Here is a 12,593-nt window from a genome sequence, read left to right as displayed (position 1 = left end):
AGGAAAGATGCGACCTTTTCTAGAGGTCAATAGCTTTGGTCACGATCCAGGCAGGGACCCCGGCGATAATCAAACCTGCCACCAGGGCTGAGATCATCTTCACTAACGACGCACGTCTTGCACGTCGGGCATCCCACTCGTAAACCATCGCTAGACCCTCATGCCGCGCCAGCTTCCAAGGGTTCTACCGACAATCTGGCGTGTTGGCGGCCAGATTGCGCATCCACTCATCATGGATGTCGTCGGTCCCGCGCGCCTCGACCAGACCGTCGAAGGCGCACTGGATCAGGATGTTGCGTAGGTGGAAGGGATAGAGAACGCAGGCGTCATAGACCGCGACCGGCGGGTTAGAGGCCATGGGTCCCGATCAGGTCTTCTGTGTCCTCGGCAAGCGCTCCATTGCCACCTGCCGCATGTCGAGCTTAGTCTTCAGCGCAAGCACATCCTTCAGGAGGGTGCGGCGGTGTTTGCCTACATAGCGGGATGGCGGGTCCCCGGTCCATGCGCAGGACGACGAGCGGACGGGAGATGGCGAGAATGGCCGATGCCTCGGCCGGGCTCAGTTCCTGGTCTTCGCCCAGCACCGCAATACGGTCGCCGCGCAACATATGCGCCAGAAGGGCTTAAACAGCCGCGGCGGCCGAGGGTGGGGTCGAGAGCGTTCGCTCCTTCCCGCCTGCATGGAGTTCAAGCCTGTCGCCGGCAACCAGCTTTAGCAAGGGCGTTGCTGTCTTTCTGTCGCGGATCCGACAATCCGGTGAAATGAACTATCTGGCTGGCCATAACGATATCTCCTTAGGCCGCCTATATAGTGAGTGAGATGTTGTCTCCGGCCTTTTTGCGCCGACCGTCGGCGAAACGCCTTTCGTTGACCGCTGCGACGTAAAGGCGGCTGCTGGTTTCCTGTGCCGGTTCCCATGGAATACGCCCGCAAAGTGCCGACCAAGAACACATTACGAGCCTCGTTGCAGATTTTCACGCTGCGCTCGGAAATGTCTCGGTCCGCGCAGCACCTCACTCATCAGCAGTCCCTGCGCAAAGCGACGGTCGCGGGCGAAACATTTGTCTCGCTTCGACGTTTGAAATCCAACAAGCGAAAAGGTAGGCCGTGACTGAAGCCAAGCCGTCAGACATTCATGGGGACAAGCCGGCTGCGGCGTCGACGCAAGGCATGGCCGATCACAAAGAACTGGCGACCTTCGCATTTCAGCGAACGCGGATGCCGATCGTAGTCGCTGACGCGCGGCAGCCCGACTACCCGATCGTGCTTGCGAACGACGCGTTCCTCGACCTTACTGGTTACCCAGCGAGGGAACTGCTGGGACGGAATTGCAGACTTCTTCAGGGCGAAAGCACCGCGAGAGAGGCAGTCGCCGAGATTAGGCTGAATCGACATTCATCGCATCCATATCATTGCTGCGGCCAGTTGTAGGAAGCTCAAGAAGTATGATGCGCGTCTGTCGAAGCGCGTTGCGATCCGTCGAAAGTGCTTCAGTTTGTTGAAGCATCGTTCGACGGTATTGCGCACCTTATAGGCTTCGAAGTTGTAGGGTATTGGCCGCTTTCGCGTTGGGTTACATGGGATGACGGCCTCAGCTCCCATGTCTGCGATGAGACTACGCAGGGCATTGGAATCATACGCTTTGTCGGCTAGCACTCGGCGTGGTGAAAGGCCTTCGAGCAAGGTTGCCGCGAGTGGCGCATCACCACGCTGGCCGGGCGTAAGGATCAGCTTCAGCGGCCGTCCGAAGGCATCGACGGCCATGTGGATCTTGGTCGTCAGTCCTCCTCTGGAACGCCCCAGAGCCTGATCCCCCCTTTTTGGGCACCACCCTTTCCGGTCGCTGCCTGCTGGTGAGCGCGCACGAGGCTTGAATCGAGACTGACATATTCATTGTCGGGAGCTTCAATCAGATGATCGAAGACACGTTCCCATACGCCAGCATTGGCCCATCGCGTGAAGCGCTTGTGGACGGTCTTCCATTTGCCGTAGCGCTCAGGCAGATCGTGCCAATGTGCGCCCGAGCGCAGGACCCAGAGCACACCGTTGATAAAATTGAGATTGTCTGCCCCGGAACGGCCGGGATCGGTGGGCTTACCGGGCAATAGGTCGCAGATCCTGCGCTATTGTTCAGGTGTCAGTTCGTAGCGCTTAGACTTCACCATGATAGCTCTCCAGACGGAAAAATCTGGAGGGCTATGAATCACACATCAAAACCGAATTGAATCCTGAATGTCGATTGCTCCTAGAGCCATCATCAAGGCGGAGCGTGAAGGCACCGTTGAAATCCTCAATTATCGGAAGGACGGAAGCGCCTTCTGGAACCAACTGTATCTTAGTCCAATCAGGGACAGCGACGGCCAACTCGCGTACTATTTCGCGTCTCAGATCGACATCACCGAATATAGAAAGGTTCAGACCCTTGAAGAGGCGGAGCACCGGTTGCTCCTGGAGGTGGACCACCGGACAAAGAACGTCCTTGCCATCGTCGATAGCATTGTCCGCCTGACCCCCGCCGATAACGCGGCCACCTATGCTGCGTCTGCGCAGCAGCGCGTTCAAGCGCTTGCCAGAACGCACATGCTCCTTGCGGAGAACGGCTGGCAGGAGGCCGCGCTTCGCGACATCATACGCCTCCAGGTCGGCATCTATGGCGACAGAAACGTAGAGATTACCGGCCCATCTGTTATGGTCCCTGCGCCATCAGTCCAGCCGCTCGGTCTTGCGTTGCTGAACTGGCCGCAAATGCAGCGGTTCATGGTGCGCTCTCGCATCCCGAAGGCAACCTGACGATCACGTGGCGGCGAGACGACAACAACGCGTTGATCATCGAATGGTATGAGCAGGGTGGCACAGCGAGCGAGGTGTCGCCGCGAGAGGGATTTGGGACCGTTTTGCTTGGTGCCGTGCTCGAGAGGCAGCTCGGCGGGCGGATAATGCGTGAGTGGCAGGACCAAGGCCTTCGCATCGCGATCGAGTTGCCGTCGCTGAATCGTGTCGGCGCTGACCTCAAATCCAAACCCTGAAGCTATGACAGGCATCATTCTCAGTAGACGCCGTTGAACTCTCAACGACCGGACAGGCAAACTGAGAGCCCAAAAATGCTTTTCAGTCCGCCTGGGCGGCGTCGGCATAGGTCTTGTACTGTAGCTTCCTTAGGTCGCCTTCAAAACTGGCGAGAAGACCCTCCCGCCAGTAATCTACCACGACGTCTCCGAAACTCTGAAGGGTGGAGGTAATGAGGCGGCTCCCGAATCCAGTCCTCTCCGGCGGCTTGACCTCCGGGCCGCCGCTTTCGGTCCACGTAAACGCCAACCTTTCTAGGCCATCGTGCAATACCACTGCCCATCTCATTTCGACAGCGCCTGGCTCGGTCGATAGGGCACCATATTTCGAGGCGTTCGTGGCAAGCTCGTGCAGGACGAGAGAAAACGCCAGCGCGGCTTGTGGTCCGACTTCAACCGAAGGCCCATGCATACGAAATCGGCCGGATTCCTTAATGCCGACGCTTTCGGCTGTCGCTTCAACGATGGCAGCTAGTGTTGTCGCCAGCCAGTCGCGCTGCAGAAGGATGTCGTGGGCCTTCGAGTAGGCTGTGAGGCGCGCCGAGATCGAGGCGGCTGCATCTTCCAACGTGGCGGAATTCCGAAACGTTTGACTTGTGATCGCCTGTACGACCGTCAGCGTATTCTTCATCCGGTGGCTGAGCTCATGCATTAGCATGCGCTGCCGCTCCTGAGCTTCATGCTGGTCCGTGCGATCGCGCAGAATTTTCAAATACCCTTCCACAGCACCATCCTCTGAGCGAAGCGCCATCATCTGCCCCGAGGCCCAGAACAGACTGCCATCTTTCTTGAGGTGCCAGCGTTCGTCGGTCCCGCCGCCTTGATCAAGTGCGGCGGTCATCTCGCGTTGCGGGATCCCGTCCTGCTTATCCTGTTCCGTGAAGATGATCGCGCCGGGCCTGCCGATCACTTCTTCAGGCGCCCAGCCGAGGACCTGCATAGCGCCTTCGTTCCAGCTCGTTACAAGACCATCCAAATATTCGATCGCGCTCTGCAGGATGGCGTCAAGGAAGCGCTCACGGGCTCTGGTGTTTCGGGGCTGGGTGTCGTTCATGAGCCTGAAAATTCCGAGAGGTCGGCGGCGTAAAACTTGATCATAGCCCGCACCCATGCGCATGGGCAAGGCCAGGATTACCACCTTGCAAGGCTCCGCAAGGATCGCGCAGGATTAAGGGGCACGGTCATTGAGCCGTTGAAGGCTTAGGTCCCGGCCGATGGCACAGCGCGACCAAGTGCTTCGGCGATGCTATTTGGCCTGATTAGCGGTGACAGCCGAAGGACCGCTCTGGCCGCGACTGTTTGACTTCAGTTTTCCCAGCACACGCGCCTGAAACGGCCACCGCTTTTTTCCCGCCGACCCATAAGACGGGCGACAGGTACGTCGACGTTTTTGGCAATCGAGTTAGCTGCTGGTTTGACCCTCGTGTGGTGAATTGCTTCTTCTCAGAACCAATGGACTACGTTTGGACGCCGAGCCCGAAGAATCCCAAGCGCCCGCCTCCGAAGCTGGGAGTTCGCCATTTCTAAAGCCGCTCGATTGGCGTTGCTCGGATGACGATCTCCTCCTGTTCGAAGGTCGCTTCCAGCTCTTGCCGATAACCACGCCACCATTCACCATCGATTTCATCAACCATGACTTTGACAACGATTATTTGATCTGCCTCGGTTTCCACTCCATCTTTCCAGAGGCATTCGGCCGGCGTGTTCGCGTAAAATGTGACGCCTCCGAACGTCTCCGTAAGCTGCTCGCGGATGTTCCGATAAGCTGGTCCCTTGTTCCGGGGGACTGGAAGCAGGATTTCGACGAGGGCGGCCACGGGAGAGCCTCAGCGAACGGCGCCGAACAAGAACCCGGCCAGCACGGCCAAGGCAACCGCTTTTACCGGCTGAGCCTTGATGCGGTCACGAGCATCTTCGAGCATGTCTTCGCCCCTTGCTCGCAAGACCCGGACCGACGCCGATCCGATTTCGACGACGTTTTCGCTTAACCTGTTCACCTCGGCCCGGAGGGCGGCCAGTTCTTCGTCCGATGTCACACTCGCGGACATATCCGTATGCTCACGAACGCTTGCCAGGGCGATGTCGACCAAGGGAGCCTCACCCGTAGCTTCTTGGTCGGGGCATGCAGCCCTGTTGGAATCGAGGTTACCGTGTAGGAGACCGGATCAGACACTGGAAACGTCGCTTCGAGGCCAAACCCGGTCTGGAACTACGGCGCCTGGTGCGAGTTCTCCGGCGAGCCACGGAAAACCGGCTGCATGACACCGAGCCAGGAAGAGCGAATGAATACCTCAAAATCACCGGCCGTCGCCGCATTCGAGCAAGAACGAGCTCGCCAGGAGGCGCAAAATTCAGATGAATTGTTCGTTCTTTAGAAGGATAAACGCCGACGGTAGAAAGCGGGCGGCGTTCGTAAGGATGATTGGCCACTCGGGCCGCGTGACGCCGAAGGCGGTCCAGAGAACGAAGCCTGTTACGGTAAGACATCACATCCTCACCGAACTCGCTTCGGTGTCTTCCGCTGCGAACGACCTTCCCAGGCCTGTGGAACAAAGCTGCAGACGGAACAGACAGACGCAGATATCCGACGATCAGCGCTGTATCCAAAACGAGGTCTCCCGAATGGTGATTCATAGCGATAGGGAACTATCCCTCTCGGCCGTTGTTCCGTACTCGCGAGGCCTCAGGGCGAGCGCCCATGACGGACGATAGGATGGAGGATCCAACATTAAGAGATTGCGTGATCGTTGGAGGTGGACCGGCAGGATTAACAGCCGCGATTTATCTTGCGCGCTATCACCTGTCTGTGACGGTTTTAGACGATGGAACCAGCCGGGCGGCCAGCATCCCCGTTTCTCATAACCATGCGGGCTTTCCCGGCGGCATCAGCGGCGCCGAGTTGCTCGAACGGATGCGCGCTCAAGCCATCATGTACGGCGCCGATATCCTCGATCAACGCGCGACGGCCTTGCGCAGGGCAGAAAAAAACTTTGTCCTCTCCTTTTCCGATGGTGCCATGCCGGCGCGAACGGTGCTCATGGCCACGGGCGTTGTTAACCGCATGCCTTCGATGCCAAAGACCGAGCACGATGAGGCGCTGAAACGAGGGCTTATCCGCTACTGCCCCGTTTGCGACGGTTTCGAAGTGACCGACAAGCGCGTGGCGATTATCGGTCATGGCTTGAAAGCATATATGGAAGCACTGTTTCTCAGAAGTTATAGCCGAAATATTACCCTGCTGTCGCCCTCCGGCGAGCATGACCTCGAGGCAAGCGAGGAAGCGCGGCTGCAGGAACTGGGTATCCTGGTGAAGAGTGGCCCGTTGGAAATCGAGGTCGAACGAGACGCGATCGTAATCCACACAGGCGAGGGCACGCTCCAGTTCGACTCCATCTACCCCGCGCTGGGATCGGACGTCAGATCGGAACTCGCCTCAGGGCTGGGAGCGAGGGTGTCGGAGGAAGGATGCATTTGCGTCGACAGTCACCAACGCACGAGCGTACCTGGCCTCTATGCCGCAGGAGACGTGGTGATTGGCCTGGATCAGATCAGCCATGCGATGGGACAGGCCGGAGTCGCGGCAACGACGATCCGGAATGATCTGTGCGAGTTGTCAGCATTGGTCCGCTGAGATGACCGGCCTGCAGGTAAAGATCAATCTCAGGGGGCGGGGCTGGCGCGTCTTTTGAAACCGTTTAGTCAGGAGCAGCTCAATACCGCACTTGCCTTGGTCAGCGCGTCAGACCTGATAGTCTCTCCTTGTCCGTCAAAGCCCTCCGGGAAATGGCGCCGGCGGGATAGCTGTCGTCTATCCCCAAACGCAAAAAGGCGCCAGACGGCGCCTTTCCCGATTTCGCTGCAATCAAGCTGCCTTCTTGCCCTTAACATTCGCAGAAGCTTCGGCGAGCTGCGTCAATTTCTTGTCGGTTGCCTCTTCCTCCGCAAGGTTTGCCTGAAGGAGCGGCACGGCCTCTTTAAGCCCCAGCTGCTTCGCCCAGGCGATCAATGTGCCGTAGCGGGCAATCTCGTAATGTTCGACAGCCTGCGCTGAAGAAATGAGACCAGCGTCCAGCGCGACGGTACCCTTATATTCCTCCATGATCTCTTCACCTTCGGCGATGATCCCCTGGATGGCTTCACAGGTCTTGCCGCGGGCCGGCTTGCCGAGGAGTTCGAACACCTGCTCGAGGCGCTCGATTTGTCCCTGCGTTTCTTCCCGGTGCTGCAGGAAGCCGGCTTTGCCTTCCTCTGACTGCGCTGCGCGCGCCATCTTTGGCAAAGCCTTCAAGATCTGCTTTTCGGCAAAATAGATGTCTTTCAGGGTATCGAGGAACAGGTCGTTCAATGTCTTCTCAGCCATGGGATTCTCCTTTGACATAGATGTTGCCGACCCAACGCCGACTATCGGGGGAATGTTCCAATGTGCAACCAGGTGGGCCCGGCGCAGCCAAGCCGATGCTCGCCAAGGGAGGAGATGTCGCCCGGTCCCTAGACCTTGGCTTGCTCCCCAGCTTCTCGAAGCGACAGGAACTTCGTGGTGACCGCAATGATGTTTTCATCGAGCCACGCCGCCATCGCCTTTTCCTCGGCAAGATTTGCGTGAAGCGCTTAAGTCGCGGCGCCGTAGCCGCCCGCTTTGGCGACTGTCAGCAGTGACTTGTACGCCGCCATCTCGTAGTTTTCGAAGCCAAAGTTCGCAAACGAATTCTTAAGGATCTCGTCGCCTGCCATGGTGTGACCCATCGCGGCCATCGCCCCTGTGAACGACAGGGCCATATCCTTGAGCGAGGAATGGTCCTCGTCCAGTCCCGAGAGCACGTCTTCAATCCGGCGAATCTGACCCTCTGTCTCAGTGGCCAATGATGACCACTACGCAGCTGGGCCTGGAGATGGTCGATCTCGTTGCCTCTCTAAAAGCACTGGTTCCTCCAGCCCGGGTGCTCGACAAGATGACCTACTCTCCATGGGTGAACGGCAAACTGCACAAGACACTTTTGGAGGACGGCATCGATACCGTCGTATTGTCAGGCGGAGAAACCGATGTCTGCGTCCAGGCGGCGGCACTCGGCGCGGTCGATCTGGGATACAAGGTCATCGTACTGAAGAATGCTGTGTGCAGCCGAGCCGACGGCGCCCATGACGACTCGCTGGAGCTTCTCGGGGCTCGATACTTAGTTCAGCTTGAGATCATACAGACAGAAGCATTTCTGAGCGTTGCTTAACGAGGCGCCAGCCACGTCCACTGAGACCATGGAACAAACCTCCAGCACTCACCGTTTCGTGAAGTCAACCTTCATCATCAATGTCATCTTCCCGCCCGGAGCGCTCCATGCCGAAAAAATCCGCCCCAAAACGCGCGTCAACACCAGAGACCGCGACCATTCACGATCAAAAACTGCTACGAGGGGCAGGCGGAGAGCTTCACCAGATTGCCGAAGGCGACACGCCGACACTGACAACCGCCCAAGGTGGCCCGGTAGCGGACGATCAGAACACGTTGCGCGTCGGCGCCCGCGGCCCAGCTCTTTTCGATGACTTTCATTTCCGTGAGAAGATCTTCCACTTCGACCACGAGCGCATTCCCGAGCGGGTAGTGCACGCACGTGGCTATGGCGCACATGGGTTTTTCGAAACCTATGAATCGCTGGCGGCCTACACGCGGGCCGATCTATTTCAGCGGCCCGGGGGCAGGACGCCCGCATTTGTGCGCTTCTCGACGGTCGCAGGCAACAAGGGTTCATTCGACCTTGCCCGCGACGTGCGGGGTTTCGCGGTCAAGCTTTATACGCAGGAAGGCAATTGGGATCTTGTCGGCAACAACATCCCGGTGTTCTTCATTCAAGATCCCATTAAATTTCCAGATGTCGTCCACGCCGCTAAGCAAGAGCCGGATCGAGCATTCCCCCAGGCGCAGACAGCCCATGACAATTTCTGGGATTTCATCAGCCTGACGCCCGAGAGCATGCACATGGTCATGTGGATCATGTCGGACCGCACCATTCCACGCTCCTTCCGGTTCATGGAAGGGTTCGGGGTGCATACCTTCCGGTTCGTCAATGCCAAAGAAGAGTCGACGTTTGTCAAGTTCCATTGGAAACCGAAGCTGGGGCTGCAGTCGGTCGCCTGGAACGAGGCGGTGAAGATCAATGGGGCCGATCCGGATTTTCATCGTCGTGACCTCTGGCAGTCGATCCAGGCCGGCAATTTCCCGGAATGGGAGCTCTGCGTCCAGCTGTTCGACCAGGAGTTCGCCGACAGCTTCGATTTCGACATCCTGGATCCGACAAAGATCATCCCGGAAGAAATCCTGCCGGTTCAGCCAATCGGCCGACTCGTGCTCGATCGCATGCCCGACAATTTCTTCGTCGAAACCGAGCAGGTCGCCTTCATGACCCAGAACGTGCCGCCGGGTATCGACTTCAGCAACGATCCGCTGCTGCAGGGGCGCAACTTCTCCTACCTCGATACGCAGCTGAAGCGCCTGGGCGGCCCGAACTTTACGCATCTGCCAATCAATGCGCCGAAGTGTCCGTTCCACAATTTTCAGCAGGACGGCCATATGGCCATGCGCAACCCGGTGGGCCGGACCAACTATCAGCCGAACTCGCGCAACGAGGGGCCGCGGGAGTCCCCGGTGAAGGGCTACCGGCACTTTCCGTCCGAAGAACAGGGGCCGAAGGTCCGGCTTCGTCCAGAAAGCTTCGCCGACCATTATAGCCAAGCCCGTCAGTTTTATATCAGCCAGACCCCGCCGGAGCAGCGCCACATCGCAATGGCGCTGACCTTTGAGCTCAGCAAGGTCGAAGCGCCGGTCATTCGGGAACGCATGGTATCACATCTGATGAACATCGATGAGACCCTGGCAACGACCGTCGCGCAAAAACTGGGGTTCCGGTCGATGCCTAAGCCAGCCGATGCGGCCATGCCGACCCGTCAGGATCTCGAGCCCTCGCCAGCGCTTAGCATCGTCAAGCGCGGCCCCAAGCGTTTCGAGGGGCGTAAGCTTGGGATCCTGATCACCGACGGGCTTGATGCCAAGTTGCTGAAGGGCTTGACCACGGCGATCACCAAGGAGAAGGCGGTTTTCGAACTGATTGCGCCGAAGGTCGGTGGCGTGACGGCATCTGATGGGTCCTGGATCGAGGCGCATCACATGATCGACGGCGGACCATCGGTTCTCTTCGATGCCGTTGCCCTTCTCACGTCGACCGCGGCAATTGACGATCTGGTGAAGGAGGCGACCGCCCGAGACTTCGTCGCTGACGCCTTCCAGCACTGCAAGTTCATTGGCTACGACCTGTCGGCGTTACCGCTGCTGGAGAAGGCCGGGATTGCCAACGATCTTGACGAAGGTGTCCTGGCTCTGCCGGGAGAAGAGGGTCTGTCCGCCTTCGTGTCGGAACTTGGCAAACTCCGCGTCTGGGGCCGCGAGCCATCGGTAAAGCTTGGGAAGGCCTCACCGCCGATCAAAGGTTAGCACGCGCAACCGGCGCCGTTTTTGCGGCGCCCCTTAGCACCAAGTTCACAGGGAAAAGTAATGCATATTTTGCGCGACAACGGCCTTACGATGGTGTTGGCGGTGGCGTCACTTGCAACAATCGTTGGGATGTACCTGACCGGTTGGAATGTCTACAACGAGGAATTGGTTACGCATGGAAGTCAGGCCATCGCACTGTCGGCCTATGCCACCTCAGGCCATTTTCTCTCGGCCCTTTTCGAAAATTGGGAGAGCGAGTTTCTGCAGATGTCGGCTTATGTCGTTCTGACGGCTTTTCTTTTCCAGCGCGGATCGTCAGAATCCAAGGACCCGGACGAGAGAGCGGCGCAGGATCAAAACCCCGCCGACAAGGCAAATGACCGCACCGCGCCTTTACCGGTCCGCCTAGGGGGCCTGACGCGGCAGCTCTATTCCTATTCACTTGGCTTGGCTCTGGCCATTCTGTTCCTTCTGAGTTTTCTGCTTCACCTGCGCTACAGCGCCGAAGCGGAGAATGTGGAGGCCTTGACGCACGGACAACCGATCCAGTCGATCTGGGATCATCTCGCAAGCACGCAATTCTGGTTCGAGTCGTTTCAGAACTGGCAATCCGAGTTCCTGTCGACCGCCGTTCTGGTTGTCCTGTCGATTTTCCTGCGCTTCAGGGGATCTCCGGAATCGAAGCCCGTCGCGTCGCCCCATAGTGAAACCGGCTCCTGAACCTTCACTATTGCTCGGAGAGCGCCCGGAGATTGAACGCTCAGCGGCCCTTAAGGAGGCAGCTCTCGTTCTGACCCAAATATGGTCGGCATGGCTGAAGCCTCCGATCAAAGGTTTTTGTTAGGGACCGGTCGCAGGAGCGATCTGCATCTGCACAGGTTGGAACTTGTCCGGTTGCCCGGAAGTGGTTCCTGGTGGTCAGGCGCTCGTCGGCCGAGGCCCGCGGCGTCTGGGATTGGGCGGTCGAACCCGTCGTTTCTTGTCCGAGGCCGGGAATCGCATCGGGAGTAGTGCGATCCGTTTTCGCATTCGTCGAGACTTGCGGGTCTATCGAAACTTGGTCCGTGCCGATTGGCTGCGGCGTGAACTTGCCGTCGGACGAAGCAACCCGCCAGACGGTGTTGCCGGCGTCATCTGTCGCCTTGCACTTAATTGTAAGAATGCGGCAGTTTGGTTCAGGCTGGGCATTTAACTGTGAGAATCGTGGCCACGGGATTCTCAAACTAATAGCATCTGAGACCGGGCGTTCGACCTGCGCGCTTGGGCTATCATCCGCTCGGTTGCCTCGGTAAAGCGGACCCGGTTGTCACCCATCATGTGACCACGCAGCATTCGGAGCATCTCCGGTCCCGCGCGCTCGACGATGGCAATTCCCGCAAGCAGAGCGGACCGCATATGAAGCGGTAGGATGGTTTTGCAGGCGTGGGCAGCCCGGCCGAGATACAGTTCGTCTGCACGTCCCGGACCAATTGCGAGATCGTCGGCCGGGTCCGCTTCAAGTAGAACGCATTAATGGTTGACCGGACGACTTCTTCTCGCTTCTCATCCAGGGTGCGATGACCCTCTGGCCTCCCACATTTGCGATCCACCAGTGACAGGATAGTTCCGCCGGCGCGGAAGAGCTTGATTAGGCGGTACGCTGCCGCTTGGCTCAGGCTGAGCTCTGCCGCTAAATCCGCAACTTCTGCCGCAGTCGCGCCGGTGGAGTTACGCACCAGGAAGCTTCGAATCGCATCCGCGCGCCGGCAAGCTTCATCCCAAAGCGCCTCGTCAATCTCATCGGCAAATGTCACTCATGCAAAGCTCCGGCAAAAAATACCCGGAGCCAGATTCTCACAAAAAGTGACAATGTATGCGTTGGCTCGACTGCCGGCACGGGCGTGAGGCAGGCTGACGGTAGTGTAGGCTGTCCCCCTATCTTCGCCGTTCAGGAAAACGCACCCAGCATATAAAGCACGACAATCAGCAGGTCGATGCCAAGCACGATGTAGATCGGCGCGGGGAGCTTGATCCGCTGGCGGTTCTTTACAGGCGCCATCCGATTATCCCT

At 58.3% G+C, this 12,593-nt stretch carries 10 protein-coding genes and 5 pseudogenes; 6 read left to right on the top strand and 9 right to left on the bottom strand.

Annotation, left to right across the window (positions count from 1 at the left end; translation table 11 throughout):
• Positions 1 to 184: 184 nt before the first annotated feature.
• Positions 185 to 358: a hypothetical protein gene (locus J2X76_RS30105; protein WP_310221390.1), complete on the bottom strand. Its 174-nt coding sequence runs from the start codon at positions 356 to 358 to the stop codon at positions 185 to 187.
• A pseudogene (locus J2X76_RS30100) lies at positions 348 to 783 on the bottom strand (DNA-binding protein). Before J2X76_RS30100 ends, J2X76_RS30105 begins: the two are co-directional and overlap by 11 nt.
• Before the next feature lie 388 nt (positions 784 to 1,171).
• Between J2X76_RS30100 and J2X76_RS30095 the strand changes: the two are divergent.
• A pseudogene (locus tag J2X76_RS30095) lies at positions 1,172 to 1,384 on the top strand (PAS domain-containing protein); the annotation flags it as partial.
• Positions 1,385 to 1,396: 12 nt separating this feature from the next.
• Here J2X76_RS30095 and J2X76_RS30090 read toward each other — a convergent pair.
• A pseudogene (locus J2X76_RS30090) lies at positions 1,397 to 2,106 on the bottom strand (IS5 family transposase).
• Between the two features lie 127 nt (positions 2,107 to 2,233).
• Between J2X76_RS30090 and J2X76_RS30085 the strand changes: the two are divergent.
• Positions 2,234 to 2,791: an HWE histidine kinase domain-containing protein gene (locus J2X76_RS30085; RefSeq protein ID WP_310221388.1), complete on the top strand. Its 558-nt coding sequence runs from the start codon at positions 2,234 to 2,236 to the stop codon at positions 2,789 to 2,791.
• A 318-nt stretch (positions 2,792 to 3,109) separates the two neighbouring features.
• Here J2X76_RS30085 and J2X76_RS30080 read toward each other — a convergent pair whose 3' ends face one another.
• The 3 genes from J2X76_RS30080 to J2X76_RS30070 form a co-directional block, all read right to left on the bottom strand.
• Positions 3,110 to 4,120 carry an HWE histidine kinase domain-containing protein gene (locus J2X76_RS30080; protein ID WP_310221386.1) on the bottom strand — a complete coding sequence of 337 codons (1,011 nt, stop codon included), beginning with the start codon at positions 4,118 to 4,120 and terminating at the stop codon, positions 3,110 to 3,112.
• Between the two features lie 469 nt (positions 4,121 to 4,589).
• Positions 4,590 to 4,883, bottom strand: coding sequence for a hypothetical protein (locus J2X76_RS30075; RefSeq protein ID WP_310221384.1), 294 nt, complete (start codon positions 4,881 to 4,883; stop codon positions 4,590 to 4,592).
• A gap of 9 nt (positions 4,884 to 4,892) precedes the next feature.
• Positions 4,893 to 5,156, bottom strand: coding sequence for a hypothetical protein (locus tag J2X76_RS30070; RefSeq protein ID WP_310221382.1), 264 nt, complete (start codon positions 5,154 to 5,156; stop codon positions 4,893 to 4,895).
• 608 nt (positions 5,157 to 5,764) lie between these two features.
• Here J2X76_RS30070 and J2X76_RS30065 point away from each other — a divergent pair.
• The gene (locus tag J2X76_RS30065; protein WP_310221380.1) at positions 5,765 to 6,697 is read left to right on the top strand and encodes an NAD(P)/FAD-dependent oxidoreductase; all 933 of its coding nucleotides are present in this window, start codon (positions 5,765 to 5,767) and stop codon (positions 6,695 to 6,697) included.
• A 231-nt stretch (positions 6,698 to 6,928) separates the two neighbouring features.
• On the opposite strand, the gene J2X76_RS30060 is transcribed toward J2X76_RS30065, so the two are convergent.
• Positions 6,929 to 7,426 (bottom strand): ferritin-like domain-containing protein, encoded by a 498-nt coding sequence (locus J2X76_RS30060; RefSeq protein ID WP_310221378.1) that lies wholly within the window; start codon positions 7,424 to 7,426, stop codon positions 6,929 to 6,931.
• A 128-nt stretch (positions 7,427 to 7,554) separates the two neighbouring features.
• Positions 7,555 to 7,917: pseudogene (locus J2X76_RS30055) on the bottom strand (DUF892 family protein); the annotation flags it as partial.
• Between J2X76_RS30055 and J2X76_RS30050 the strand changes: the two are divergent.
• The 3 genes and pseudogenes from J2X76_RS30050 to J2X76_RS30040 form a co-directional block, all read left to right on the top strand.
• Positions 7,917 to 8,288: pseudogene (locus tag J2X76_RS30050) on the top strand (cysteine hydrolase family protein); the annotation flags it as partial. The pseudogenes J2X76_RS30055 and J2X76_RS30050 sit on opposite strands and share 1 nt — an antisense overlap.
• A 107-nt stretch (positions 8,289 to 8,395) precedes the next feature.
• Positions 8,396 to 10,543 (top strand): catalase C, encoded by a 2,148-nt coding sequence (gene catE, locus J2X76_RS30045; protein WP_310221376.1) that lies wholly within the window; start codon positions 8,396 to 8,398, stop codon positions 10,541 to 10,543.
• A 60-nt stretch (positions 10,544 to 10,603) separates the two neighbouring features.
• The gene (locus J2X76_RS30040; protein WP_310221374.1) at positions 10,604 to 11,263 is read left to right on the top strand and encodes a DUF6766 family protein; all 660 of its coding nucleotides are present in this window, start codon (positions 10,604 to 10,606) and stop codon (positions 11,261 to 11,263) included.
• A gap of 593 nt (positions 11,264 to 11,856) precedes the next feature.
• Here J2X76_RS30040 and J2X76_RS30035 read toward each other — a convergent pair.
• On the bottom strand, positions 11,857 to 12,336 hold the full coding sequence (locus J2X76_RS30035) for a hypothetical protein (protein ID WP_310221372.1): 480 nt from the start codon (positions 12,334 to 12,336) through the stop codon (positions 11,857 to 11,859).
• Positions 12,337 to 12,593 lie beyond the last annotated feature (257 nt).

Origin of the sequence: Neorhizobium sp. 2083 (genome assembly GCF_031455615.1) — a bacterium.
In the GTDB taxonomy this organism is placed as follows: domain Bacteria; phylum Pseudomonadota; class Alphaproteobacteria; order Rhizobiales; family Rhizobiaceae; genus Neorhizobium.
Note: the sequence above shows the minus strand (reverse complement) of the source record. Positions and strands in the feature narration are given on the sequence as shown.